We start from the raw sequence: 25,962 nt of genomic DNA, 5'->3' as shown, positions 1-25,962 counted from the left end.
TCTCAAGAGAGACAAGAGAGAAAAGAGAAAAGAACGGAGAGTAGTGAGAAGGGAGTATCCTCACTCCTCTCTCCTCACTTCGTTGCTCCCCACCGCTGACGCGATACTCTGGATCAAATGGCTCAACCTCATTTTTTCCAGCAACCAGAGCCCCTCAGAGTTTTCCGTGATCCCGGTTCGCCTAACCTTGCACAATTTTCTCTGTTACGCTCACGCCGTTTTGGATCTGCGCGGGATCCACACCGCCTGTATCTGTGGCCCCAATGGGGCAGGCAAGTCTGCCCTGCTCGACGCCCTCACCTGGGGCCTCTGGGGGCAAAGCCGGGCCAGCAACGACAGCGATCTCATCCGCAAGGGGGCCAGCGAAGCCTGGGTAGAGGTGATCTACCGCTCCCGAGGACAAACCTACCGCATCCTGCGCAGCCGTCATCTATCGGGCGAGGGATCCCTGGAGTGGCAAATTCAAACCGGAGAAACCGACGGCCAACCTCGCTGGCGCAGCCTAACCCGCCGCGGCATGCGCGCCACCCAACAGGCCATTCAAAGTCAGCTCAGCCTCGACTACGAGACCTTTATTCACTCCGCCTATCTGCGACAAGGACAAGCGGATGCCTTCACCCTGAAGCGTCCTGGCGAGCGCAAGCAAATTTTGGCCGACATGCTCAAGCTGGGGCAGTACGATCTGCTGGCCGAGCGCTGTCGGGAACGGGCACGCAGCGCCAAGCTCAAAGCGGATCTGCTCCAAGAGCGCCTGCAGCAGCTCGACCAACAACAGGCCCACCTTGGCCAAATTCAAGCCGAACTGGAGCAACTCCAACAACGGCAAACTCATCTGCAGCAGCTCCTAGCCCAGCAACAGCAGGAATTGCAAGCCCTAGAGCGCCTCTACGAACATCGCTGCATCCTGCAGGAGCGCCACCAACACCTTACCCAACACTTGCAAAAGCTCGGCACCAACCTACAGCACACCGAGCAACAGTGGCGTGCCCAGCGACAGCACCTGCTCCAGTTGGAAGAGCTGATCGCCCAGAGTGAAGACATCCTGGCGGGTTACGAACGCTACCAAGCCCTGATGGCCCAAGATCGCCATCTCCACCACCTCTTCGAGCAACAGCAGCATCTGCTCCAAGAACGCCAAAAGCTGCAAGCCCAGCAAGCAGAGCAGCAACAGCAGCAACTGCGCAAGATGCAACGGCTGCAACAGGAGTTGGCCACCTGCCAAGCCCAGGCCCAAGCCGATGCCCAATTGCTGGCAGAACAGGAGCGCATCGAAATCGGCCTGCGCCACTACCAGCAAGCTCAAGAGCGTCTCCAGGCCCTGAACCAAGCCCAAGCTCAAGCCGCCGTCCTTCTCCAGCAGCAACAGCATTGGCAAGAGCAAATCCGCCGCGAGCGGGAACGCCTGCAAGCCCGCGTTCAGCTTCTCAGCCAGCAACTACAAAGCCAGGAAACTCTAGCCCAACAGCAGCAGCAACTGGAGCAGAAAATCGCCGAAGGAGAGGCCGCCTTGGCAGAGCTGGAGCGACGGCGTCTCTACCAGCAGCGGGTGTTGGAAAAAGTCCAAGAACGACGGCTGTTCGTGCAAAAGCTCCAGGAACGCCAGCGGGTTCTCCAGCAACAGTGGCAACAGGAAGAAGAACGCTGCCGCCTGTTGGTGACCAGCTGGGATGAAGGTCAAGAGGCGTTTCCCGTTCAAAGTGCTCCGCGAGGCGAACAAGATCAGGGAGAGCGCCGCCCCATCCCCACTTTGGCGAGGGTGACAGCCCTTGTCGAGGAGGCAGCAGAACAAGAGGAGGGATCCCCGGCCCTATCTTCTGTCGGCCAGCCTGCCGAGTCATCCCCCGCAACGCCAACACCAGAGCCGCAGGGATCCAGCCTTATGGCTCCGCAGCGCCGTCGCCACTGGACTTGCCCCCTCTGTAGCCGTCCCCTCAGCCTGCGCCTGCGGGATGTGGTGCTGAAAAAACACCGCGAGCGTCAAGAGGAAATTGCCGGCCAACTGTTTGTTATCCGCGAACAACTGGCGGTGGCCGACCGGGAGATCGAACTCTTGCAAGAAGAATACCGCCGTCTTAGCCAAGAACTGGCCACTTGGGATGAGCGCCTGCACCTTCAAGGGCGATTGCAACAGCAGTGGGAAGCCGAGCAGGAGCGCTGTCGGCAAATCCAGCTCTGGCAAGCAGAGGCGGCAGAGTTGAGGGAAATCCTTGACCGGGAAGCTTACGCTCAAGAAGCTCGGCAACAGCTCCAGCAGATCCAGCAGGCCCTGCACCAACTGGGCTATGACGAGCGCGAGCACGCCCTACAACGGGGAGAACTGGAGCGCTGGCGCTGGGCCCTGGGCCGCTCTCAAGAACTCCGCAAGGCCCAAGAGCGCCGCTCTCGCCTCTGCGAGCAAATCGCATCTCTACAGGCACAACTGGAAACCCTGCAACAGGCGGTATCCAAGGACTCCGTCCCGCCAGTGGGATCGGATTCTCCCCTGGCGGAGCGGTTGGCTCAGGTGGAACAGGCGTTAAACCACCTGGGCTACGATGGATCCCTGCACCAGCAGGTGAAAGCCGAACTGGCCCAAGCTCAGCTCTGGCCCGCGCGTCTGCAAGCCCTACAGGTGGCCCGCCAGGAACTGCCGGAGGTGGCAGCCCGCACCCAAGCCCTATCCCAACGCCTGCAGGAAAGCCGCCAGCACTTTGCCCAAGCCACCCAAGAGCTGGAACAGCTTCACCGACAACTGGCCGAGCAACCCAGCGTTTCCTCAGCCCGCCTACAAGAGATCCGCCAAACCCTGCGGGAGCACCGCCGGCGGCTGGATGAGGTGCTGTCTCAGATAGGGGCTGCCCAGCAACGGCTACAACAGGCGGTTCAACAGCAGGCGGAGCAAGCCGAGCTGGAACAACAACTGCAGCAGGCCCGCCGCCAGCAGCAGGTGTACCAAGAGCTGGCCAATGCCTATGGTCGCAACGGCATCCCCGCCCTGATCGTCGAAAATGTCCTGCCGGAGCTGGAAGCCCAGGCCAACCAGATCTTGGCCCGCCTGACCCAACACCGCCTGCACCTGCAATTTGTAACCCAGCGCTCCGGGCGACGCTATTGCTCACCGGCCAAGCTGTTCTCGGTAGCCGGACGGAGCTCTTGCGACACCCTCGACATCCTCATCGCCGATCCCCACGGCACCCGCCCCTACGAGACCTACTCCGGCGGAGAAGCCTTCCGCATCAACTTCGCCATTCGCCTGGCCTTGTCCCGCCTGCTCACCCAGCGCTCGGGATCCGATCTGCAAACGCTGCTCATCGACGAGGGGTTTGGATCCCAGGATGCCACCGGACGCGCCCAACTGCTGGCCGCCATCAACGCCATCGCCCCCGACTTTGCCTGCATCTTGGTGATCACCCACATCCCCAGCCTGCAGGATGCTTTCCCCCGCCGCATTGAGGTACAACCCTCTCCCCAGGGATCCCGCCTCTCCATTCGCGGCTAGTCCCTTCAGGAGTTGCCGGCACGATTTTGCAGCCACTGCTGCAACAGGGGCACCAGAGTCTCGCTGAGTTGGTTCCACTGGTCGGGCTTCTGGACGGTGGTCAGCAGCTCCACTCGCTCGCCTCGGATCACCAGAAAGCCAACTGGCTCGATGCGCACCCCGCCCCCCGCTCCCCCGAACAGACTGGCCGGATCCCCGCCGTTGCCGCGACAGCCAGGAGCAGTCTTTCCAAAGTTACCCCCTCCCCCACCCAAGCCAAAATGCAAGGACATGTAAGGGACAATAATCGTCTCACCAATAGTGATCGGCTGACCAAAGGTTTGTCCCGTTTCCGCCAAAACCTTCAGCTTGCCGAGCACCGCCTCCAGCACCGATTCCACGTTGAAGTCGGATCCCATCTCCGTTGACTCGCCCACCAGACGCTCGGGCAAATCGCGCGCAGTACCTTCCCAGGCTAGTGCAGCCACGCCCAAGAGAGAAAGCCCAAGAAACTCCCCTAATCTTCGTCCGGCGAGCCGGAATAGAGATCTTCCAAACGGCTGCGAGCTTCTTCCAAGCTGGCCGAGCGAATCACCAATAGAGGCTCCTCGGTGAGGTTGCCATCTTCATCCAGCAGCTCTGGGTGAGGGATCCGCTTGCGGGCACGACGAGGAGAGGCCTTGCGCTCTTCCACGCCCAGTGTGATGACATTGGTAACCAAGTTGCGCAGGGCCAAAAAGGCAATGGCCACAAAAGCGATGAGGTAGAGAATCTGCAGCATTACAGGTCGGGGGAGGGGTGAATCTGGCGAAATTGACGGCCCAATTCGGCACATTTCATCAGCAGGCGATGCCATTTTGCCATCAGCCCAGGGTCGATGCCAACCTCTTGATCAGAGGCCTGATAAAGCGCTTTGGCTACCTGTAGCTCCGCCTGGGCAGCCAAAACCTCTTCCAGCAAGGACTGCTGCTCTTCTGGGCTGATCAATTCCAGGGTCTCTTCCTGCAAAAAGCGGCGAGAACGCTCAAACCAGTAGCGGTAGTCCTCCAACAGTGGCCCCAGAATCTCTCGCAACAGCTCAGATTTGCTCATGGCCTGGGATCCCTCCACAACTGGTTTGGATGAAAAAATCTTAGCAGAACTTAACCTTCTCTCGCCACGGGAGAGCGGGATTCCAGGTAGGCTTCCATCTCCAGCATCAGGGCTTCGATCTGAGGCAGCAATTCCAGGGCCTGCTCTTGCCAGTAGCCCCGCTGGTGGGCTTCCAGCAGCCGCTCGCTCATGTCCCGCAGCGCCCAGGGGTTGCGGGATCGCAGGAACTGCTGGACTTGGGGATCCAATAGGTAGGCGCGGGCCAGGCCGGCGTACATGAAATCCGGCACAGCATGGGTGGTGACGTCGTAGGCAAAGAGGTAGTCCAGGGTGGCAGCCATCTCGAAGGCGCCCTTGTAGCCGTGGCGCATCACGCCGGCAATCCACTTGGGGTTGATCACGCGGGCGCGATAGACGCGGTCAATTTCTTCGGCCAGGGTGCGGATCTTAGGGTTGTGGGGACGGGCGTGATCCCCGAAGTAAATCCGCGGGTTGCGGCCCTGGAGCGTTCGCACTGCCGCCACCATCCCCCCTTGAAACTGGTAGTAGTCATCGGAGTCCAGCAGGTCGTGCTCGCGGTTGTCTTGGTTGTGGAGCACAATTTGCAGGTGGGCCAATTGCCGCCGCAGGGCTTCGGGGGCCGGCTCTCCCTCGCCATCGGCCCGGTAGGCGTAGCTGCTCCAGTTGAGGTAGGCGCGGGCCAGATCCGCTTCTGTTTCCCAGTTTTGCGCCTCGATCAGCCCCTGTAGGCCGGCCCCGTAGGCCCCTGGCTTGGAACCGAAGATGCGCAGCCGCGCCCGCTCCGCCGCTGCTTGCGTTGGGATCCCTTGCTCCTGCCAGTACTGGGTATCGGCCAGCACGTGGGCCCGCAGGGGATTGTCGGCTTCTGGCTCCTCCAGGTCAGCCACGGCCTGCACGGCCCGGTCAAACAGGGCAATCAGATTGGGAAAGGCATCGCGAAAGAAGCCAGAAATGCGCAAGGTTACATCCACACGGGGGCGGCCCAAAACCGCTACAGGCAGGATCTCGATGTCCACCACCCGTCCTCCATCCCAGCGGGGTTTGACCCCCAAGAGCGCCAGGGCCTCGGCCCAATCGTCGCCGCCAGTTCTTAGAGTTGAAGTGCCCCAAACGGATAGGCCCAGGCGACGGGGATATTCCCCCTGCTCTTGCACGTAGCGCTCCACCAGCCGCTCGGCGGCCAGTGAGCCGACCTGCCAGGCGGTGGGGGTGGGGATGGCGCGAATGTCCACCGAGTAAAAGTTGCGCCCCGTGGGCAACACGTCCACTCGGCCTCGGGTGGGGGCGCCGGAAGGGCCGCTGGGCACATAGCCGCCCCCTAGCCCATGCAGCAGGTTCTCCAGCTCCTGGGGGGTTTGCTGCAGGCGCGGCAGCAGATCCGTCTCGATCCAATGCAGCACCTGCCTGGCTGCTGGCCCCGGCGGCGGATCGTAAGGGATCCCTTGCAGCCGCTGGGCAATCCAGCGGCGGGCTTGCGCTTCCAGGGCGGCCACCCCGTCTCCGATGTGGCGAAAGTTCTCGCCCATAGACCTTGAGGTTTTCCCAGGCCGGCTGCCAGCGGCTAATTCTTCAGATAGACCGCCGCCCCTAGGCCGACCAACATTTCCTCAGGGGTAATTTTGCCATCTTGGTTGGTATCCAGGGCATCGAAAACGCGATCTGCCCCCATCCACTCCTCGCGGGTGATGAAGCCATCCCCATCCAGGTCGTAGAGGCGGAAGACATCCTGGGCGGCGTGGGTAATGGTTTCCTTGGCACCCTCCAGCTTCTGCAGCCGCTCGGTGAGCAGTTTTTCCAGCACCTCCAGCGCTTTGGAGAAGCCCTGGATCCCTTCTTCCAGCTTTTCTGAGGCCATGCGGTTTTCCCGGTGCATCTGGTCGAAGGTAGCTCGATCCATCACCAGGCGCGGGATGTCCATTTTCTTGGCTTTTTCCGGATCCAGTTTGCGCTCCAGGTAACCCTCGGTGTTCTGCAGCTCCGCCAGCAAGGCGGGCGAGATGGTCAGGAGATCACAGCCGGCCAACTCGATGATCTCCCCGATGTTGCGGAAGCTGGCCCCCATCACCTCGGTCGGATAGTCGTATTTGCGCAGATAGTTGTAAATCTGGGTTACCGATTGCACCCCCGGATCTTCGGCAGGGGGATAGCTCTCCCGGCCCGTGTGTTTCTTATACCAATCCAAGATGCGGCCTACAAAGGGCGAGATCAGCTTCACCCCCGCTTCGGCGCAGGCTATGGCTTGGTGCAAGCCAAACAACAGGGTAAGGTTGCAGTGGATCCCTTCTTTCTCCAGGATCTCGGCAGCCCGGATCCCTTCCCAAGTCGAGGCAATTTTAATCAGCACCCGCTTGGGATCCGCTCCTGCCGCCTTGTAGAGCTCGATCAAATGGCGGGCTTTGGCAACTGTGGCTTCTGTGTCGTAAGAGAGGCGGGCATCCACCTCCGTCGAGACCCGGCCAGGAATGATGGACAAAATGCGCACGCCAAAGGCCACGGCCAGTTGATCGATGGCGTGGGCCACCACGGTTTTGATGTCGGCTTTGGATCCCAGTTCTTGGCGGGCCTTGAGTAAGGTTTCATCGACAATGCCCTGGTACTGGTGCATTTGGGCAGCCGCTGTGATCAAAGAGGGATTGGTGGTGGCATCCTGCGGCTTAAAGCTCTCGATGGCGTTGATATCCCCCGTATCGGCGACCACGACGGTCATCTCTCGTAACTGCTCCAGCAAGCTCTTGCTCATACTCCCCTCCCTAGAGATCGCACTCCGCGCCGCTTCTGCGACCTAGTCCCAGTGTTACCCATCCACGCAAGGGATCCCAGCAGATGTGAGATTGTCTTAATTCTCTTCTCTGGCCGGGTTCACCCCCACGGGTGTGGGGACAACTGGGCATACTCGTTTCAAACAAGATGAAGACCCTTCGCCGCTGACCCTCACCCCTTGCGGGCGAGGGGAGCTGGGGATCAACCAACCAGCTGTTCCACAGCCGTTTGCAATGACCAGGCAAAGCAAGGGGGAAACCCCAGAGGCTGCCTAGCCCGCCTGGCTGCGCAACTGCCGCAAGAGCCGCTCAAACTCCTCCGGCAGGGGAGCGGTAAACTGCAGCGGCTGGCCTGTGCGCGGGTGAACAAAGGAGAGCTTCCAGGCATGGAGAGCTTGGCCGCCCAGCTTAACAGGGCTGGTTTTGCTCTGGGTGTAGAGGGGATCCCCGACAATGGGTAGGCGCATGTGGGCAGCATGCACCCGAATTTGATGGGTGCGCCCGGTCTCCAGCTCAAACTGCATCAGGGTGTAGTTGCCCAGCCGCTCCAACACTTGCCAGTGGGTTACCGCCACTCGCCCTTGGCCAGGGGTCAGGACGGCCATTTTCTGCCGATCCACCGGGTGCCTCCCAATGGGGGCAGAGACGGTGCCTTGGCTTTGGGCCGGCCGGCCAAACACCACCCCCAAGTAGATGCGCCGGGCGGTTTTGGCCTGGATCTGGGCTTGTAGGTGCTGGTGGGCCTGATCGTGTTTGGCAATCACCAGGGCACCAGTGGTGTCTTTGTCAAGGCGATGGACAATACCTGGACGCAGCTCGCCGTTGATGCCTGAAAGATGGGGGCAGTGGGCCAGCAGGGCGTGCACCAGGGTGCCACTGGCGTGGCCGGGGGCGGGGTGCACCACCAAACCGCGGGGCTTGTTGATCACAAGCAAATCGTCATCTTCGTAAAGAATGTCCAAGGGGATCGGCTCCGGCTGCAGGGCAGTCGGGGTGGCTGGCGGGATCCGCACCTCGACTTCATCCCCAGCTTGCAGGGGGCGATCCTTATCCCGGCAGGGCTGCCCATTGAGCCAAACCTGGCCCTGGCGGATAAGCTGCTGCAGGCGCGACCGCGACAGCTCCGGCAGTTGCTCTGCCAATCCTCGATCCAGCCGCAAGCCCTGCTGTTTTTCCGTCACCCTGATCTGGCGAATGTCTGCTGCAGCCTCCTTGTGGCCCTCCATGCCGTTGTTGCCCAAATTGACTTCTTTGACCATTGTGGCAGCCCGGCTACTTTTGCACTGAGTAAAAAAGGTCGAAGATTTGCAGCAACTTCCGCAGGCAGGTGGTGGGGGGATCTGCCTTGTCTCATCGCCTTCTAAGCCTTCTTGGGGGGATCCCTGGGCAATTTTAAGGGGCAGAAAATCCTGACTAGAGTGAGGTTATGGCCCACCAAGAATGAGTTGGGCCGAGTGTTGGCATAGGAGAGCCGGGAGCGATCCCAAGCCGACAACACAGCACACCCCAGCAATTGGCGTTGGCTCAATGGATCGCTCAATGGATCTAAGAAGGAGGTAAGACATGTCGGATGGAGCAACCAGGGGATCCCAGCTTCAGCAACCCTCTCAACCCCAGCTTGGCTCAGAGCCGCCTTTGGTCTTGCCCCTGACGGAGGTGGGGCTGCGGGACGTTGCCCAGGTGGGCGGGAAAAACGCCTCCTTGGGAGAAATGCTGCAGCAGCTCACCTCAAAGGGGATCCAGGTGCCGACAGGATTTGCCACCACCGCCCATGCGTATCGCCAGTTCATCGCCTCTGCGGGCCTAGAGGAGAAGTTGCAGGAGATTTTCAAAGACTTAGACATTGAGAATGTCCAAAATTTGCGCGAGCGGGGCAAGGCTGCCCGCACCTTGATCTTGCAAACTCCCTTCCCCCCTCAGCTAGAGCAGGCCATCGCCGAAGCCTACCAAAAGCTGTGCGAGCGCTACGGCCCCGACACCGATGTGGCGGTGCGCTCCAGTGCCACGGCAGAAGACTTGCCGGATGCCAGCTTTGCCGGCCAGCAGGAGACCTACCTGAACGTGCGTGGAGTGCGGGCAGTGCTCAATGCCTGTCACCACTGTTTTGCCAGCTTGTTTACCGACCGGGCCATCTCCTACCGCCAGATCAAGGGCTTTGACCATTTTCAAGTAGCCCTCTCGGTGGGGGTGCAGAAGATGGTGCGCTCGGATCTGGCTTGCTCAGGGGTGATGTTCTCCATCGACCCAGAAACCGGCTTTAAAGATGCGGTGCTGATCACCGCCGCCTACGGCCTGGGGGAAAACGTGGTGCAAGGGATCGTCAACCCCGATGAGTACGTGGTCTTCAAACCCACCCTCAAGCAGGGACTGCGCCCCATCCTCTCCCGCAAGCTGGGCAGCAAGGCCCTGAAGCTGGTCTACGACGAGGGGGGATCCCGTTCCACCAAAAACGTGGCCGTCCCCGAAAGCCTGCGCAAGCAATATGCCCTCAGGGATGAGGAAATCCTCAAATTGGCCCAGTGGGCCTGCTTGATCGAAGAGCACTACTCGGCGCTGCGGGGCCGCTTCACCCCCATGGACATCGAGTGGGCCAAAGATGGGATCACCGGCGAGCTGTTTATCGTCCAGGCCCGCCCCGAAACGGTGCAGTCGCAAAAAGGGGCCAACCAGCTGACCACCTATCGCTTCACCCAGCCTGGGGCGCAGCCCGAGCCTCTGGTGCGGGGACGGGCCGTAGGCGAGGCCATTGGCCAGGGCACAGCCCGCGTCATTTTGGATGTGCGCCGCTCGGATCAGTTTCAGGCCGGCGAGGTGCTGGTGACCGAAAAAACGGATCCCGACTGGGAGCCAATCATGAAAAAGGCCAGCGCCATCGTCACCAACCAGGGGGGCAGAACTTGCCATGCGGCCATCATCGCCCGCGAGCTGGGGATCCCGGCCATTGTGGGCTGCGGCAACGCCACGCAGGTGCTCCGTTCCGGCGAGCCCATCACCGTCTCCTGCGCCGAAGGGGAAGAAGGGCGGGTCTACCCGGGCCTGTTGCCCTATGAGGTGACGGAGATCCCGCTGGAGGAGCTGCCCCGTCCCCGCACCCAGCTGATGATGAATGTGGGCAACCCAGAAAAAGCCTTCGGCCTCAGCGGGATCCCTTGCGATGGCGTGGGGCTGGCGCGGCTGGAGTTCATCATTGCCAACCACATTCAGGTCCACCCGCTGGCTTTGCTCAACTACGAGCAGGCGGTGAAGGAGGAGCCTCGCCTGGCGGAGCTGACCGCCCAATATCCCGATAAGCCTGAATACTTTGTGGATAAGCTGGCCCAAGGGGTGAGCACCATCGCCGCCGCCTTCTATCCCAAGCCGGTGATCGTGCGGCTGTCGGATTTCAAGAGCAACGAGTATGCCCACCTGTTGGGGGGATCCCGCTACGAACCCCACGAGGAAAACCCCATGATTGGCTGGCGGGGGGCCTCCCGCTACACGGATCCCCGCTACCGTGAGGGCTTTGCCTTGGAGTGTCGGGCCATGAAACGGGTGCGGGATGAGATGGGCCTGACCAACGTGATCTTGATGATCCCCTTCTGCCGCACGCCGGAAGAGGGGCACAAGGTGCTGGAAGAGATGGCCCGCCATGGCCTGGTGCGGGGAGAAAACGGTCTGCAGGTGTACGTGATGTGTGAATTGCCCAGCAACGTCATCCTGGCCGACGCGTTTTGCCAGATCTTCGACGGCTTCTCCATCGGCTCCAACGACCTCACCCAGCTCACTCTGGGCCTGGATCGCGACTCAGCCCTGGTGGCCCACCTTTTTGACGAGCGCAACGAGGCCGTCAGGCGGATGATCGCCCAGGTAATCCAGACGGTGAAAAGCCATGGCCGCAAGATCGGCATCTGCGGGCAGGCCCCCAGCGACTACCCTGAATTTGCCCGCTTCCTGGTGCAAGCAGGGATCGATTCCATCAGCCTCAACCCCGATTCCCTGTTGAAAACCCTGCTGGTGGTGGCCGAAGCAGAAGCGGCTGGCACCCGGTGAGCCCAAAGCCGGCCCAGAGACGTGCGCGGGGATCCCGTCTCCTGAGTTACAATCTCTTCTGCTGTGTTCCCATCCCCATCGATGATCCACGAACTCTCCATGCCGGCCCTCAGCTCCACCATGGAAACGGGCAAGATCGTCACCTGGCTTAAGAACCCCGGCGACCGCGTGGAGAAAGGAGAAAACATCCTGGTGGTGGAGTCCGACAAAGCGGACATGGACGTGGAGTCCTTCCACAGCGGCATCCTGGCCAGCATCCTGGTGCCGGCAGGGGAATCAGCCCCGGTGGGCGCCCCCATTGCCCTGATTGCCGAAAGCGAGGCAGAAGTGGCCCAGGCCCAGGAAAAAGCCAAGGCCCTCTCTGCCGGAGCTGCCCCTGTGGCACCCCCTCCCGCAGCTCCATCAGCCAGCCCTGCTCCTGCTCCCACCCCTGCCCTCCAAAATGGATCGGGATCCCAGCGGATCGTGGCTTCTCCACGGGCGAAAAAACTGGCGGAGAGCCTGGGGATCGATCTGCGCACCGTGCGCGGCTCCGGCCCCAACGGTCGCATCATAGCCGAAGACGTGGAGCGGGCAGCGGCCCTTTCCGCTCCTGCAGTGGCTGCCCCCTCTGCCCCAGCCCCTACGTCCCCAACTCCTGTGGCTGTCCCCTTGGGAGAAACGGTTCCCCTCAGCACTTTACAAGCGGCGGTGGTGCGCAATATGAACGCCAGCCTGGGCGTGCCGGTGTTCCACGTGGGCTACACCATCACCACCGATAGCCTGGATCACCTCTACCAACAGGTGAAGCCCAAAGGAGTCACCCTGACGGCCCTCTTGGTCAAAGCCGTGGCCATGACCCTGGAGAAGCACCCCCTTCTGAATGCCAGCTACACAGAAGGCGGGATCCACTACAAAGCCGATATCAACATCGCGGTGGCGGTGGCCATGGAGGATGGCGGGCTGATCACTCCTGTCCTAAAGCAAGCCAATCGGATTGATCTGTACGAGATCTCCCGCCGCTGGAAGGATCTGGTGGAGCGGGCGCGGCGTAAGCAACTGCAGCCAGAGGAGTACACCAGCGGCACCTTCACCCTCTCCAACCTGGGCATGTTTGGGGTGGATCGCTTCGATGCCATTTTGCCCCCCAACCAGGGATCCATTTTGGCCATCGGCGCTTCTCGCCCCACGGTGGTGGCGACGCCGGAAAAAGCCATTGCCATCCGCTCCCAGATGCAAGTGAACCTTACCTGCGATCACCGTGTCATCTACGGCGCCCATGCAGCGGCCTTCCTGCAAGATCTGGCGCAGCTCATAGAGCACAAGGTGGGATCCCTGACGTTGTAGCAAGCCCACCCGGCGATTCAGTAGGGGGGGATAATCCCCCTCGGTCGTGGGGAAAGAGTTGCCTCTGTAGGGTTAACCTCGGGATCCGACTCAGGCTCTTCTGGGGCAGGCATTTCTCGGCGCACCTCTTGGTCTTGTACCACCTGAAAAATCAGGGTAAAGGGGCGACCTACCTCCGCCGCCACAAATTCCTCCAGCAAAGTCACCTGCCTGGGGGTAACCGGCTCGTCTGCTCGTACCGACAGCACTACTTCTGGGGGATTGACCACCCAGTTAAACTCGCTGCGCAATAGGGTTACCCGTTGGAAGGTGATGGTTCTGTTTAGCAAGGCGGTTCGTAGCGCCCATTCCAACCGAGATTGATACAGCAGTTGAGTCATACTGGCTGCCAGCGGCACCAGCAACACCATCACCAAACCGAACATCCACACCAATCCAGAACGGGCCTTGTGCAAGGGGGCGTAGCCCATCAGCAAAAACGTAACCATGCAAGCCAGGGCAATCCCCAACAGGTTGGTGGAATAGAGCAGGGTTGCTCCTAGGCTGATCTCCCAGTCGGCATAGGCCAGTCCCAAACCAATCACACACACCGGCGGCATTAAGGCCACAGCAATCGCAACCCCTGCCAAACTGTCGGCGATCTCTTTACGCACCCTAGCAAAAGCGCCAATTCCCCCTGCTGCTAGCGCCACTCCCAAATCCAACAGGTTGGGTTGAGTGCGGGCCAAAATTTCGCTGCCCCAATTGGGAAGACCTACCCACCACCCCAGCAGGAAAGACACCCCCACCCCAATACCAGTTCCCACGGTCAAAGACAGGATGCCTGTACGAAACAAGACCACATTCCCATCTAAAGCCCCCATGGCCATGCCGCGAATCGGCAGCATCAAAGGAGCCACGATCATCGCCCCAATGATCACGGCCGGGCTATTGGCCAGTAACCCCAACGTGGCAATCACACAGGAGCCGAGCACCAACATCAAGTAGTTCAGGCTGAGGCGAGACTCCCGCATCAATCCCACCATCAACTCGGCATATTCTTCTGGAGTGACCAGTGGTGGCCGCCAGCGGAGAGGCTGTGGCCAACCCTGGGGTGAGGGAACCAAGCCGGTTTCTGAGCTGCTGCTAGTAGAAGGAGGGATCCTGTTCATATCCATGATTGGGTTCCCGGTCTTGGGTCTCCTTGGCGGTGTCAGGAACACACCAGCCTCGGGCTTTCAGCAGTCTAACTTGGTGGAGAGCCGCTACTCAGGATCCCCCTTTGGGAGAGTGGCGCATCAAATCTTGTACGGCCTCGGCATGGTAAGAGCTGCGGGTGAGAGGGGAGGACACCACCTGCAAAAAGCCCAGTTCCTCTCCCACCCGTCGCCAATGGTCGAACTCTTCGGGGGGAACGTAGCGCTCCACCGGCAAGTGCTTGGGGCTGGGAGCCAGATACTGGCCCAAGGTGAGGATGTCACAACCCACCCGGCGCAGATCCCGCATCACCTGCAAGATCTCCTCGGCTGTCTCTCCCAGACCCAACATCACCCCTGACTTGGTGTACAGGCCGGGATCCCATTGCCGTGCCAACTCTAACAGTTTGAGGGAGCGCTCGTAGTTCCCTTGCGGGCGTACACGGCGATAGAGGCGGGGCACCGTTTCGGTATTGTGGTTGAGCACCGTCGGTCGGGCGGCCAAGATCTGCTGCAGCGCCTGCCAGTTACCACATAGGTCTGGGATCAAGACCTCGATGGTGGTCTGGGGCATGCGGCGGCGGATTTCCGCAATGCAGGCCACAAACTGGCTGGCTCCCCCATCGGGCAGGTCGTCCCGATTCACCGACGTAATCACCGCATGGCGCAATCCCAAGCGTTCCACTGCTTCTGCCACCCGCAGGGGTTCAGTGGCATCCAGGGGCAGAGGGCGTTTGGTGAAGTCGATATCGCAGTAGGGGCAGGCGCGGGTACAGGCCGGGCCCATGATCAAAAAGGTGGCGGTGCCGTTGGCAAAACACTCCCCCAGGTTGGGACAGGAAGCCTCTTCGCAAACCGTGTTCAGGCCCAAGTCCCGCAGCAGTTGCTGGACGGATCCCACCCGTTGAGGGGCCTTGGCCCGCAGCCAGGAGGGTTTGCCGCCAGGAGAAGAAGAAACAACGGTCAAAGAAGTGCTCCAGCACAAAACAGCAGCGACGGTATCACTCAGCTTAGCCTGCCATTTGGCCCCGTTGGAATTTGGACAAAGCCAATTTCCCGGCCCAATTGATCCCTAGCGCCTCGGAAGCACGACCCAAAACACGGCATACTGGAAAGCAAATGTCGAGCGATAGGGATCCCACATGGTTGTTGCTGCTCCTCCCTCTCTGGAACAACTTGCCATCAACACGATTCGCTTTTTGGCGGTGGATGCTGTTCAGAAGGCCAACTCCGGCCACCCCGGCCTGCCGATGGGAGCAGCACCCATGGCCTATGTGCTGTGGCAGCAGTTCATGAAGTTCAACCCCCGCAACCCCAAGTGGGTGGATCGGGATCGCTTTGTGCTCTCGGCGGGGCACGGCTGCATGCTGCAGTACGCGCTGCTGCACCTAACCGGCTTCGATGTAAGCCTGGAGGACATTAAGCAGTTCCGCCAGTGGGGCTCCAAAACCCCCGGCCACCCGGAAAACTTTGAAACTCCGGGGGTGGAGGTGACCACCGGCCCGCTGGGGCAAGGGGTGGGCAATGCGGTAGGGTTGGCCATTGCCGAGGCCCATCTGGCCGCCCGCTTCAACAAGCCCGGTTACACCATTGTGGATCACTACACTTACGTGATCTTGGGCGATGGCTGCAACATGGAAGGGGTGGCTTCTGAAGCAGCTTCTCTGGCCGGCCACCTGCAACTGGGCAAGCTGATCATGCTTTACGACAGCAACCACATCTCCATCGACGGCAGAACGGAAATCGCCTTTACGGAAGATGTGGGCAAACGCTATGAAGCCTACGGCTGGCATGTGCAAAAAGTAGAGGATGGCAACCACGACTTGAAAGGGATCGCCGAGGCCATCCAGAAAGCCAAGGAAGTCACCAACAAGCCGTCCTTGATTATTGTCGAGACCACCATCGGCTACGGATCCCCCAACAAGGCCGGCAGCGAGAGCGTCCACGGGGCGCCTTTGGGGCCGGAAGAGGTGAAGCTCACCAAACAAAACCTGGGTTGGCCTCTGGAGCCGGAGTTTTACATTCCCGACGAGGTGCTGGCCCACTTCCGCCAGGCCATCGAGAAAGGGGCCAAGGCCGAGGCGGAGTGGAACGAGCGCTTCGCCGCCTACGAGAAGGCTTACCCCGAAGAGGCCGCCGAGTTCAAGCGCATCATGGCCGGGGAGCTGCCGGTGGGCTGGAAAGAAGCGCTGGCCCCCATTGCAGAAACCGGCAGAGAGTCTACCCGTAACCTCTCCAAGTTGTGTCTGAATGCCTTGGCCAAGGCCGTGCCGGAACTGCTGGGGGGATCCGCAGATCTCGCCCACTCCAACATGACCTATTTAAAAGGGATCCCAGAGTTTCAGGCCGGATCTTACGAGGGGCGCAACTTCCGCTTTGGGGTGCGGGAACACGGCATGGGAGCCATCGCCAACGGCATGGCGCTTCATGGAGGCCTCATCCCTTACGACGCCACCTTTTTGATCTTCACAGACTACATGCGGCCTGCCATCCGCCTATCGGCCCTCTCGCAAGTGCGGGTGCTGCACGTCATGACCCACGACTCCGTCGCCTTGGGGGAAGATGGCCCCACCCACCAGCCCATTGAGACACTGGCTTCCCTACGGGCTATCCCCAACCTCTATGTGCTGCGCCCGGCAGATGCCCGCGAAACGGTGGGATCTTACCAGGTGGCCCTAGAAGCCAAGACCACCCCTTCTGTGCTGGTGTTCACCCGGCAGGCGGTCAACCCGGTGGAAGGCACCTCCATTGAAGGCGTAGCCAAAGGGGCCTATGTGGTGGTGGATGCCCCCAATCCAGAGCTGATCTTGATCGCCACCGGCTCTGAACTGGAGCTGGCGGTGAAAGCTGCAGCCCAACTGAAGCAGGAAGGCCGGGCCGTGCGGGTGGTCTCTATGCCCTGTATGGAGCTGTTTGAGGCCCAGCCCCAGAGCTACCGAGACTCGGTTCTGCCCCCCAACGTCACCAAGCGCGTCTCCGTCGAGGCAGGCTGCACCTTCGGCTGGCACAAGTACCTGGGGTTTGAGGGGGTGGCCATTGGCATCGATCGCTTTGGCGCTTCCGCCCCCGGCCCGGTGTGTATGGAGAAGTTCGGCTTCACGGTGGAAAACGTGGTCAACACTGCCCGCCGGCTGCTGGGCTGAGGGCACTTTACCCCTTCCTCGGCGCTTTCAAGGGGCTCAGCAGGGATCCCTTCTCTGCTGGGCTTTTTTCCCTGTTGAGCCTGCTGCCCAGCGGCGTGACCCGGACAGGCGTAGCGAACCTCGCATCAACCAATCAGCAGGACTTCCAAAGCATCCGGATCTGCTTCTTTCTGTAGGGCAGCCATGGCGGAGAACGCAGTCGAGGGCGGCTTCCTGCCCCGCAGACAACACCTTTGCCTTGAGGACATCTTCAACCATGGCGGGGATGATCCTTGAAGGCAAGTTGGAAGTCGAGCAGGCTGCCACCATCGCCTTGAAATCGCCTTGAAGAAGAAACTTTGGCTTCCGCCGCCGTGCTGAGGTGCTTGTGCCGGCTGCAGACACAAACAGCTTTGCCTACTGTTTGCCTACTGTAGGAACCCCGCCAGTAAAATCACCGCGGCTCCCACGACAGCCAAAATCGTCAGCGCCCGGCCCGCGTCGGCACTGCCCTTCCACGAGAAGTTTTTCTCCGACTTTTTCGGTTCTGCTGGCATGGCCATGCCTCCCTTTGCATTGCCAACTCTAACTTAACTTCCCCCCCACGGGATCTTAGCTGGTTGGGGCATACCCTGGAAAAAACAGCAGCCATCTGGCCCGGCCAGCCGTTTTTGGGAACAATACAAGCAGGCAAGGGATCCAACTCCCACCAGTCTGGAAGCACATCCTGAGGCGAAAGCCATGAGCTATGCAGAACGGAGCAAAAGAATGGTTTTGACGTTGGCGACTCTGCTGGGCGGCTGGGTTGGCGGAGGGTTGTTGCAGGGATCCCTCTGGGTTGCCGCTCAGCCTACCTTTCAGACAGTGCCGTTGCCGCGCTTACCGGTGGGTGTCGATCAATTGGTTTTTGATCGCCCAGTGGCCCGCTTCAACCCCGACCTGCCGGCAGAGCTGGTGATCCGCAATCGCACCGGTCTGCCTTTGGAATACGGCTTTACCGATCCCCGCCAGAAAGTCTCGGAACTGCCTGCAGGCGAAACGTTGCGCCTGAGCAACCTGTTGATCCCCAATTGCATGGCCATCAACACGCCGATGTTGGCTCCTGTGGGCTACCAGGTGAGCGTGGATCCCTTGAATGTGATCACCGTAGAGGTGCGGCTGGTCAACGATGTCTCCGGCGATCATTGCCTCGATCTGCAAGAGACAGGGGCTATTTTTGTGAATTGAGATGAGCTGATACCCATCGATTACCCATCGAACACAAGTTAAGTCAAATCCTTCAAAGGGATCCCTTACATTCTCACCTACAGTCATCTTCTGGATTTTGCCAGGATGGACGTGGGATCCGGCACGGCAGATGGCAGTTGACTTTGCCCGGTTTTGACGTTGGAATTGACTCTATTGGGGAGCCAATCAGAGGTTTAGGCGTATCGACAGGGGCCATCCCCTGTGACAGGATTCGAACAGGATATCGAGGCCGATGTTCTGCCGGACTCTGTTTAGCCTTTCTCTGGGCTTGTTGCCTGTGTAGTCTGTCTGTACTCTATCTTTTTCTTGGATGGTCTCATGAGCGATAACTTGTATTCCTGGTTTCCCCGGGCCTTGGTGATCGGTGCTGCGGTTGTGGGGTTGTCGAGCTTGCCTGCAAGGGCTCAGCAAATTACGGATCCCAGCCCAGCTCAAGCGGCCACCAATGTTGAACCTACCTCCCCAATCTCGGCTTCTTTCCGCAGCCAAGATGGCGTCAGCGTGCGCCCGGAAACGGTGAGGGTTTTCCTGGATGGTCAAGATGTCACGTCCCAGTCGGTGATCACCCGAGATTTCTTCACCTATCGCCCTGCCCAACCTCTGCCGCCGGGGCGCCGGGAAGTTCTGCTGGAGTTCACCAATACCCAGGGGGTGACCCGCCGCGTGACCTGGAGCTTCACTGTGGGCAGCCCTGTCCGCGCTTCCATCGACCTGGTGGATCACAATGCCGGCAGTCGCCCTTTGGCAGCGGGAGAAATCCTGTTGGTCACCGTCAAAGGTACCCCTTCCAGCCGGGTAACGGTTTACCTCATCCAGGATGGACGGCAAGTGCAAACCTTGCCGGCTCAGGAAGTTTCCAGCGGCACCTATGTAGTGAACGCCCTAATCGAGGCGAAAGATACCACCCGGGAAGGGATCGTCGTCGCCCGCCTGGAAAATGGCGGCCAAGTGCGCTTCATGACCGCCGAACAACCGGCCCGCCTGATCGAAGGGGCCACCGGGGGCATCCAGCGGCTGACCACCCAAGAGGTTTCCGCCACGGTCAGCGCCCCCAGCCCCCTCTTGCCTCAGATCACCAACCTGCAGGATGGGGATCGGGTTTCCGGCTCTTCGTTTACGCTGCAGGGCACTACAGCTCCCAATGCTTCGGTGCGGGTGAATGTAACGGCTTCTACTTCTCTGGGCGGCATCATCAGCGCCCAACAGACCGTGACCAACCAAACGGTGCAGGCAGATGCCCAGGGCCGTTTCACCATCACCGTTCGACCTCCCATTCCGGCCTCTGGCACGGTGTATCAGGTGAATCTCACGGCCACTTCCGGCAACCAAACCAGCCCAACGGTAACCCTGCGCCTTACCCAGCAGTAAGGGGTTCAAGGGATCCCAGCCCATCCCGATAGACTTCCCCCCACCCATCAAGGGATCTGGGCAGCCTTCCATGTCCAGCAGTTCAGACTTCCCTCTCTCCCCTGGGAGAAGGGCTGGGGGTGAAGGCTCTATCATCTTCAATTCCCAGGGATCCCTTGCCGGCTTGTAGGGGAGTTTTGGATAGAGGAGACTGCATTTGCCAGCGCCACAGGAGCCCGGCCACGATCAGGGTGGGCAAAACGATCATCCCGATCACCACCGGTATTTGCTCCGGCAAGGCCAAGTAAGGGCCACCATACTTGATGGCTGTGCTGATCCCGGCAGCAGCCAGCATCAATTTTAGGGCAAACCAGACTGTTTTTCGATCCATGACTTACTTTTAATTCACGCTTTTAATTCACGATTGGCTAGGGCTGCTGACCATGGCAGTGAGAATGCCGGCAATGGTTTCTAGCTCCTCAGGTACCCGATACAGCGTTAAGTCTTGTTTGATCACCTGCTGATGGGCAAGAATTTGTCCGAACTGCCAGATAGACCCCATCGTCACTGCACCGTAGATCTGAGCCTGCTGCTCCACCTGCGCCAGGGCAATCATTTCTACAGCCATTTGCACAAAGGCTCGCGTTAGATCGTCCTTTTTGGCTTCAACCACCAGCAGGATGTTCTTCCCTCGCAACAGATAATCGAGGCTGCCCTTCAACCAATTGTTGACCATCAGGGGATACTCCAGCCGCAAAGGAACTCGACAATGGAGAGCCACTTCGGTCAGCACAGGAGCCACCAGCAATTCCCGCCGCGCTGTTTCGCTGGTGAGGCTAACCAAAGGTAACAATTGTCGGATCCGATCTTTCAGAACTGGGGTTTGCGGCGGCGCAGGGGCAACAGGCCATGTCCACTCCCCAATTTCCAGTCGATAGCCGAACTGAGCCAAGATTTCATCTGGCTCGTAGGGCATCTCAAAATAAGAGCGAAAAGTATAGGATTCGTCTTCTTTAAGAATGGAGATGTTCAGCATGGAGTTCAGGAGAAGCCACGCTCAGTCCGGCACAGCTAGGGCTGCTTCAATCCGCTCTTTCAGGGTAGTCACCACTTCTTCAATGGGAATTTCCGTGGCTTGGCCGCTGGCCCGCTCGCTGAGTTCCACCTTGCCCTGTTTGAGGCTGCGCCCCGTGGTGAGGCGATAGGGGATCCCGATGAGATCTGCATCCTTGAACTTGACGCCGGCCCGCTCGTCCCGGTCATCCCAGAGGGTCTCGATGCCGGCAGTAGCGAGATCCTGCACCAGTTTTTCCGCCACGCTCATCTGCTCGGCGTCGGAGATGTTGGGCACCACCACCACTACGTGATAGGGGGCAATGGCCACCGGCCAGATGATGCCATTGGCATCGTGGGATTGCTCCACCGCCGCCTGGGCCAAGCGGGATACCCCAATGCCATAACAGCCCATCCAGAGGGGCTGCTCGGATCCCTGTTCGTCGGTAAAGGTGGCCCGCATCGGCAGTGAGAACTTGAGACCCAACTGGAAGATATGGCCGATCTCGATGCCACGAGCCGTTTCCAGAATCTGGTCGGGGTTGAGCAAACACCGATCCCCCGCTTGCGCTTTGCGCACATCCACCACTTCCGGCAGGGGATATTGCTCGCCCCAGTTGGCCCCCACCACGTGCCGCCCCACGTGGTTGCTGCCGGTCACAAAGTTCTGCAGCAGAGCTGCCGTCTGGTCGGCCAAGCGCAGGATCTGGGGGGCAAGGTTTTTCTGCGGGCCCAAACAGCTATCCGGCAAGTCGGGGGCAATGTAGCCCACCGGGATGGGATCCCCCTGCCAACTGTTTTGGATCTCGGCATCCGCCAAGGTGAGCTTGAGCAGCTTGTTGGCTTGGTAGCGCTCTGCCAGGCGGCTGAGGTGGTTGGCCAGTTTGACCTCATTGACTTCTTGATCCCCACGGATGCTCAGTAGCACTGCCACCCGCAGGCCGTTGTCGTAGAGGGCTTGGTAGAGGACGTTTTTAACGATCAGGGTAGAGGAGATTTTTAGGAAAGCGGCCAGCTTCTCGATGGTTTCGGTTCCCGGCGTATCCAGAACCTGGAAGGCGGTGTAGGGAGACTCTGCCGCTGGCGGCGGGATGGAGACGGCCTTCTCCACATTGGCAGCATAGGAGCCATCGGGCGTGTAGAGAATCTCATCTTCTCCGGCAGAGGCCAGCACCATAAACTCCTGCGAGGCCGCCGATGGCCCCCCAATCGCCCCGGCATCAGCATCCACCACGCGAAACTCCAGCCCACAGCGCCTGAGGATGCGGCTATAGGCTCGGTACATATCTTGGTAGGTCTGGCGCAGGCTTTCCTCGTTGGCGTGGAAGGAATAGGCGTCTTTCATGATGAATTCCCGCCCTCGCATTAGGCCAAAGCGGGGCCGAATCTCATCCCGGAACTTGGTCTGGATCTGGTAGAGCGTCTGCGGCAACTGGCGATAGGAGCGGATGAGATCCCGGGCCAGCAAGGTGATCACCTCCTCATGGGTGGGGCCTAGGGCCTGCTCACGTCCCTGGCGATCCTTAAGGGCAAACATGATCCCTTCCGCCTGGGTGTACACCTCCCAGCGGCCCGACTCCCGCCAGATCTCTGCCGGCTGCAGCTGGGGCAAAAGACACTCCTGAGCGCCGATGGCGTTCATCTCCTCCCGGACAATCTCCGAGATCTTTTGCAGCACCCGCCAGAGGAGCGGCAGATAGGTGTAGATCCCTGGGGAGAGCCGCCGGATAAAGCAGCCCCGCAGCAGCAATTTGTGGCTGGGCAGCTCGGCCTCAACGGGATCCTCCCGCAGCGTTACAAACAGCATCTGGCTCAGTCTCTGGCTCTGTTGCATCCATTCCCCCCTCTGAGGACTCCTCCCGCTCGCACGATCAGCTCAAACTTTCCCGCCCTGTCTGGGATCCTCTGCCCGAGAACACAGGCCTGACCGGCAGGCCAACCTGAAGTGCCTTGATGAAGCTAGACAGAGGCCAGCGTCCGCCGCTTGGTGACCATCTGGTACACCTCGATGATGTCGCCTTCCTGCCAGGATTGGAACTTGTCGATGCCGATCCCACACTCGAAGCCCGCAGCCACTTCCCGCACATCGTCCTTGAAGCGCTTCAGGGAGTCTAGACGTCCCTCGTAAACTACCTCCCCTCTGCGGCGAACTCGCACCAGAGCATTGCGCTGCACCTTGCCCGAGAGCACATAGCTGCCGGCAACCGCACCGCGCCCGATGGGGATCACCATGCGCACCTCCGCCTGACCCAGCGGCTCCTCTACTTCTTCCGGCTCCAGCAGGCCCTCCATGGCCGCCCGCAGATCGTCCAGCAGGTTGTAGATGATGTCGTACTCCCGCACATCCACGCCCTTGTCATCGGCAGCCTGGCGGGCGCCGGGGGCCAGGGTGGTGTTGAAACCGAGGATGATGGCGTCGCTGGCCGCAGCCAAATCCACATCGGTTTCCGTGATCTCGCCAGGGGCCGCCAGCAGAACCCGCAACTGGACTTCCTCTTGGGGCAAATCCCGCAGCGCTGTCTGAATGGCCTCGGCGGATCCCTGGACATCCGTCTTGATGATCAAGTTCAACTCCTTGAGCTGACCTTCTTGGGCTTTGGCGGAAACGCTACCCAAGCTCACGCGACGAGACAGCAGCGCCTGTTGTAGACGGGTTTGCCGCAGCACCTCCGCCCGCTCTTGGGCAATGCGACGGGCCTCTTTTTCGTCGGTGTAAACCTGAAACTCATCCCCGGCTGCCGGGACTTCATCCAGGCCTAGCAGTTGTACCGCCGAAGAGGGCCCGGCTTCCTGCAACCGCTGGCCGCGATCGTCCATCATCGCCTTGACCCGGCCCAGCACTGCGCCGGCCACCAGGGTATCCCCCACCCGCAGGGTGCCGTTTTGCACCAACAAAGTGGCCACTGGCCCGCGGGCTTTGTCCAAGTGGGCCTCGATCACCGTGCCGCGAGCGGGACGATTGGGGTTGGCCTGCAGCTCCGCCACATCGGCCACCAATAGGATCATCTCCAGCAGAGCATCCAGGTTACGGCGGGTGAGAGCGCTCACCTCCACCATCGGGGTATCCCCACCCCACTCTTCTGGCAATAGGCCATGCTCCGCCAACTGCTGCTTGATGCGCTCCGGCTGGCTGCCGGGTTTGTCGATCTTGTTAATGGCCACGATGATCGGCACCTGAGCCGCCCGCGCATGGCTGATCGCTTCCAGAGTTTGCGGTTGTACCCCATCGTCGGCGGCCACCACCAAAACCGCAATGTCGGTGACGCGGGCTCCCCGGGCGCGCATGGCGGTAAAAGCCTGGTGGCCAGGAGTATCCAGGAAAACGATGCGCCGCTTCTGGCCTTCAAAGTTCACATCCACATGGTAGGCACCGATGCGCTGGGTGATCCCGCCAGCCTCTCCCTGCGCCACTTTGGTGTCGCGGATGGCATCGAGGAGAGTGGTTTTGCCGTGGTCCACGTGGCCCATGATGGTCACCACCGGCGGACGCGAGACCAGATGGTCGATGTCCTCCACATCCAGCATTTCGGTTTTTTTGGCCTCGGGTTCTGCCTCGGGTCGGCGAATCTCATAGCCCAACTCTTTGGCCACCGACTCGGCCAGCGACTCATCCAAGACCTGGTTGATGGTCACCATCACCCCCTTGAAAAAGAGGGTTTTGATGATCTCAGTTTCGGCCACGCGCAGGCGATGGGCCAATTCCTGAACGGTGAGGCTGCCATCCAAGAGCAACACCTTCTCTTCGGGCAAGGGCTCTGTCCCGCTAGCGCGATCGGCAGCACCAGCCTCAGCGGAGGTAGGTTGCTGCTGCAAACGGGCAGCAGGGCGGGGGCGGGCAGGGGGAGCAGCCGTTGCCGCGGGTGGGCGATAGGAAGGAGGCTTGGCGGTGGGGCGAGCCAAGGGCTTGAGGGCGTTCAGCTCAGCCTGCTTGACCGCTGAAATGATGGTCATGGGATCCAAATCCAAACCATCTCCATCTCCTTCCCCCCGTCTCCGACTGCGTTTGCGTTTGGCTTGGACGCGGGCAGCCCGCCGACTGAGAGCTTGTAGCTCGTCGTCCTCTTCTTCTTCCGTTTTGCGCTTGACCTTGGGTGGGGTAGGTCTTACGGGAGCCTCCGCCAACACTGGGCTGGGACGTTCCCCAGGGATTCTTTCTGGCAAGGGAGAGGCAGCATCTGGCTCAGGGGGAGCCGGCTTGGCCACAGGACGGGTAGGGGGCCCCACCAATTCCATCCGCCGCTGCGGACGAGGAGCTTCACCGACTTTGCTGCTGCTGACACTGTCTTCTTTGGTTGCCGGGGAGCGCGTGCCAGGGCGAACGGGTGCGCTCACCAGTTGTGGACGGGGGCGCTGCGCAGGTGGAGGAGAAGGAGCTTTTTCTTCCGCAGGCTGAGGAACGCGGGCGTGGCTGGGGGATGGTGCTTCTGAGGGGCTGGGGCGACTGGGCTCGGGAGCTTTTTGCGGCGGTTCAGGCCGCTCTGCCGGCGGTTTTGTCCTGGAGGTAGCTCGTTGAGGGGGCGAGAGTACGATTGGGCGCTTGGCCACAGGACTGGGCTCCGAGCCGCTGGCTTTGGCCGCGGCAGACTCAGAGGGAGTGGGAGGGGTTGCCGGTTGAGAAACAGTCTCCGGCTTTTGGGTGGCCTCAGACGAGCGGACAAGAGGGGTAACCTGCCGCCGCGGTGGGCCTATGAGCTGAGCACCACCAGCCGATCCCTTTTCGGGGGAGACTCGCTCAGGTCGAGACAGCGAGGGCTTGGCAGCCGGCAGAGTTTCAGCAGTCTTGGCTTCGCCAACTGGAGCTGGCTGCTGAGCAGGCGCGGGCCGACGAATGCCGACGATCGCGCTGGCGGTGCCGGGAACTTTCTGCTGAGGGCGCTCACCGACTTTGGCTTCAGCAGGAGGCTCCGGCGGGAGGTTTTCAGATGGGGGTTTGGGCCGGGGTCGAGGAGGTTTCACAATGTGGGGGGCGCCCAGCTTGCTGCGCACCAACTCAGCTTGCTCCGGAGAAATGGTGCTGCTGTGGGTTTTGAAAGGGATCCCCAGTTGCTCACAAACCTCCAGCACATCCCGACTGTCACGCCCCATCTCACGGGCAATATCATAAATTCGAACTTTATCGGTCATTCGTCTGCTAGCCTCTGCTCCTTTACTTCTCGTCAGTTTTACTATCCAAACTCAATGGGAACCAAGTTATTGGGTTGAGCCGAACCTTTCGGGCTTGCGGGGGCTTCCTCCGGCGCATCGAGAACAGCTCGGCAATCCTCCGGGGATCCGGCCTGAAGGGAACCCAGGTCTGAAGCTGCTCTGGCAACATCCACAGGGGACATCCAGTA

At 60.4% G+C, this 25,962-nt stretch carries 18 protein-coding genes and 1 pseudogene; 6 read left to right on the top strand and 13 right to left on the bottom strand.

The window, feature by feature from the left end; all coding sequences use genetic code 11:
- Window positions 1–166 precede the first annotated feature (166 nt).
- Entirely contained in the window at window positions 167–3,478 is a 3,312-nt protein-coding gene (locus NW829_RS03425; protein ID WP_414416445.1) for an AAA family ATPase, read from the top strand.
- 5 nt (window positions 3,479–3,483) lie between these two features.
- On the opposite strand, the gene NW829_RS03420 is transcribed toward NW829_RS03425, so the two are convergent.
- The 6 genes and pseudogenes from NW829_RS03420 to NW829_RS03395 all read right to left on the bottom strand — a co-directional run bounded on the left by NW829_RS03420 (window position 3,484) and on the right by NW829_RS03395 (window position 8,555).
- Complete coding sequence (locus NW829_RS03420; protein WP_414344594.1) at window positions 3,484–3,909, bottom strand: GerW family sporulation protein; 426 nt, start codon at window positions 3,907–3,909, stop codon at window positions 3,484–3,486.
- A 65-nt stretch (window positions 3,910–3,974) separates the two neighbouring features.
- Window positions 3,975–4,238: a DUF2973 domain-containing protein gene (locus tag NW829_RS03415; protein ID WP_414344596.1), complete on the bottom strand. Its 264-nt coding sequence runs from the start codon at window positions 4,236–4,238 to the stop codon at window positions 3,975–3,977.
- Entirely contained in the window at window positions 4,238–4,549 is a 312-nt protein-coding gene (locus NW829_RS03410; RefSeq protein WP_041436371.1) for a DUF2605 domain-containing protein, read from the bottom strand. Before NW829_RS03410 ends, NW829_RS03415 begins: the two co-directional genes overlap by 1 nt.
- A 50-nt stretch (window positions 4,550–4,599) precedes the next feature.
- Window positions 4,600–6,081, bottom strand: a pseudogene (locus NW829_RS03405) (cobaltochelatase subunit CobN); the annotation flags it as partial.
- 50 nt (window positions 6,082–6,131) lie between these two features.
- A complete protein-coding gene (locus tag NW829_RS03400) occupies window positions 6,132–7,310 on the bottom strand; it encodes a transaldolase (RefSeq protein WP_414416444.1) in 1,179 nt (392 codons plus the stop codon).
- 291 nt (window positions 7,311–7,601) lie between these two features.
- Window positions 7,602–8,555: an RluA family pseudouridine synthase gene (locus NW829_RS03395; RefSeq protein WP_414331111.1), complete on the bottom strand. Its 954-nt coding sequence runs from the start codon at window positions 8,553–8,555 to the stop codon at window positions 7,602–7,604.
- A 337-nt stretch (window positions 8,556–8,892) separates the two neighbouring features.
- Between NW829_RS03395 and ppsA the strand changes: the two genes are divergently transcribed.
- Both ppsA and NW829_RS03385 read left to right on the top strand, forming a co-directional pair.
- Window positions 8,893–11,358 carry a phosphoenolpyruvate synthase gene (gene ppsA / locus NW829_RS03390; RefSeq protein ID WP_414416443.1) on the top strand — a complete coding sequence of 822 codons (2,466 nt, stop codon included), beginning with the start codon at window positions 8,893–8,895 and terminating at the stop codon, window positions 11,356–11,358.
- Window positions 11,359–11,439: 81 nt separating this feature from the next.
- The gene (locus NW829_RS03385) at window positions 11,440–12,684 is read left to right on the top strand and encodes a dihydrolipoamide acetyltransferase family protein (RefSeq protein ID WP_414416442.1); all 1,245 of its coding nucleotides are present in this window, start codon (window positions 11,440–11,442) and stop codon (window positions 12,682–12,684) included.
- 17 nt (window positions 12,685–12,701) lie between these two features.
- Here the strand turns inward: NW829_RS03385 and NW829_RS03380 are convergent, their stop codons facing one another.
- A complete protein-coding gene (locus NW829_RS03380) occupies window positions 12,702–13,841 on the bottom strand; it encodes a DUF389 domain-containing protein (protein WP_414416441.1) in 1,140 nt (379 codons plus the stop codon).
- A 91-nt stretch (window positions 13,842–13,932) separates the two neighbouring features.
- Window positions 13,933–14,826, bottom strand: coding sequence for a lipoyl synthase (gene lipA, locus NW829_RS03375; protein WP_414356252.1), 894 nt, complete (start codon window positions 14,824–14,826; stop codon window positions 13,933–13,935).
- A gap of 175 nt (window positions 14,827–15,001) precedes the next feature.
- Between lipA and tkt the strand changes: the two genes are divergently transcribed.
- A complete protein-coding gene (gene tkt / locus NW829_RS03370) occupies window positions 15,002–17,002 on the top strand; it encodes a transketolase (protein WP_414416440.1) in 2,001 nt (666 codons plus the stop codon).
- A gap of 407 nt (window positions 17,003–17,409) precedes the next feature.
- Here tkt and NW829_RS03365 read toward each other — a convergent pair whose 3' ends face one another.
- On the bottom strand, window positions 17,410–17,544 hold the full coding sequence (locus tag NW829_RS03365) for a hypothetical protein (RefSeq protein ID WP_414416439.1): 135 nt from the start codon (window positions 17,542–17,544) through the stop codon (window positions 17,410–17,412).
- 205 nt (window positions 17,545–17,749) lie between these two features.
- Here NW829_RS03365 and NW829_RS03360 point away from each other — a divergent pair, with 205 nt between their 5' ends.
- Both NW829_RS03360 and NW829_RS03355 read left to right on the top strand, forming a co-directional pair.
- Window positions 17,750–18,208 carry a hypothetical protein gene (locus tag NW829_RS03360; protein WP_011432751.1) on the top strand — a complete coding sequence of 153 codons (459 nt, stop codon included), beginning with the start codon at window positions 17,750–17,752 and terminating at the stop codon, window positions 18,206–18,208.
- Between the two features lie 339 nt (window positions 18,209–18,547).
- Window positions 18,548–19,597 (top strand): hypothetical protein, encoded by a 1,050-nt coding sequence (locus tag NW829_RS03355; RefSeq protein ID WP_238376920.1) that lies wholly within the window; start codon window positions 18,548–18,550, stop codon window positions 19,595–19,597.
- Between the two features lie 82 nt (window positions 19,598–19,679).
- Here NW829_RS03355 and NW829_RS03350 read toward each other — a convergent pair whose 3' ends face one another.
- The 4 genes from NW829_RS03350 to infB form a co-directional block, all read right to left on the bottom strand.
- Window positions 19,680–19,967 (bottom strand): hypothetical protein, encoded by a 288-nt coding sequence (locus tag NW829_RS03350; protein ID WP_414413027.1) that lies wholly within the window; start codon window positions 19,965–19,967, stop codon window positions 19,680–19,682.
- A 27-nt stretch (window positions 19,968–19,994) separates the two neighbouring features.
- Window positions 19,995–20,612 (bottom strand): hypothetical protein, encoded by a 618-nt coding sequence (locus NW829_RS03345; RefSeq protein ID WP_414413028.1) that lies wholly within the window; start codon window positions 20,610–20,612, stop codon window positions 19,995–19,997.
- A gap of 21 nt (window positions 20,613–20,633) precedes the next feature.
- Entirely contained in the window at window positions 20,634–22,463 is a 1,830-nt protein-coding gene (locus tag NW829_RS03340; protein WP_414413029.1) for a proline--tRNA ligase, read from the bottom strand.
- 125 nt (window positions 22,464–22,588) lie between these two features.
- Window positions 22,589–25,753 carry a translation initiation factor IF-2 gene (gene infB / locus NW829_RS03335; protein WP_414416438.1) on the bottom strand — a complete coding sequence of 1,055 codons (3,165 nt, stop codon included), beginning with the start codon at window positions 25,751–25,753 and terminating at the stop codon, window positions 22,589–22,591.
- Window positions 25,754–25,962: the final 209 nt, after the last annotated feature.

Source organism: Synechococcus sp. R55.8 (assembly GCF_047461895.1).
Lineage (GTDB): Bacteria > Cyanobacteriota > Cyanobacteriia > Thermostichales > Thermostichaceae > Thermostichus.
This window is presented reverse-complemented; position numbering and strand designations above follow the sequence as displayed.

Excerpts from the sequence above, each read along its gene's own strand:
- NW829_RS03415 (WP_414344596.1), bottom strand. The coding sequence starts at position 4,238 with ATGCTGCAGATTCTCTACCTCATCGCTTTTGTGGCCATTGCCTTTTTG.
- NW829_RS03410 (WP_041436371.1), bottom strand. The coding sequence starts at position 4,549 with ATGAGCAAATCTGAGCTGTTGCGAGAGATTCTGGGGCCACTGTTGGAG.
- NW829_RS03400 (WP_414416444.1), bottom strand. The coding sequence starts at position 7,310 with ATGAGCAAGAGCTTGCTGGAGCAGTTACGAGAGATGACCGTCGTGGTC.
- NW829_RS03395 (WP_414331111.1), bottom strand. The coding sequence starts at position 8,555 with ATGGAGGGCCACAAGGAGGCTGCAGCAGACATTCGCCAGATCAGGGTG.
- ppsA (WP_414416443.1), top strand. The coding sequence starts at position 8,893 with ATGTCGGATGGAGCAACCAGGGGATCCCAGCTTCAGCAACCCTCTCAA.
- NW829_RS03385 (WP_414416442.1), top strand. The coding sequence starts at position 11,440 with ATGATCCACGAACTCTCCATGCCGGCCCTCAGCTCCACCATGGAAACG.
- NW829_RS03380 (WP_414416441.1), bottom strand. The coding sequence starts at position 13,841 with ATGGATATGAACAGGATCCCTCCTTCTACTAGCAGCAGCTCAGAAACC.
- tkt (WP_414416440.1), top strand. The coding sequence starts at position 15,002 with ATGGTTGTTGCTGCTCCTCCCTCTCTGGAACAACTTGCCATCAACACG.
- NW829_RS03365 (WP_414416439.1), bottom strand. The coding sequence starts at position 17,544 with ATGGCCATGCCAGCAGAACCGAAAAAGTCGGAGAAAAACTTCTCGTGG.
- NW829_RS03360 (WP_011432751.1), top strand. The coding sequence starts at position 17,750 with ATGGTTTTGACGTTGGCGACTCTGCTGGGCGGCTGGGTTGGCGGAGGG.
- NW829_RS03355 (WP_238376920.1), top strand. The coding sequence starts at position 18,548 with ATGAGCGATAACTTGTATTCCTGGTTTCCCCGGGCCTTGGTGATCGGT.
- NW829_RS03350 (WP_414413027.1), bottom strand. The coding sequence starts at position 19,967 with ATGGATCGAAAAACAGTCTGGTTTGCCCTAAAATTGATGCTGGCTGCT.
- NW829_RS03345 (WP_414413028.1), bottom strand. The coding sequence starts at position 20,612 with ATGCTGAACATCTCCATTCTTAAAGAAGACGAATCCTATACTTTTCGC.
- NW829_RS03340 (WP_414413029.1), bottom strand. The coding sequence starts at position 22,463 with ATGCAACAGAGCCAGAGACTGAGCCAGATGCTGTTTGTAACGCTGCGG.
- infB (WP_414416438.1), bottom strand. The coding sequence starts at position 25,753 with ATGACCGATAAAGTTCGAATTTATGATATTGCCCGTGAGATGGGGCGT.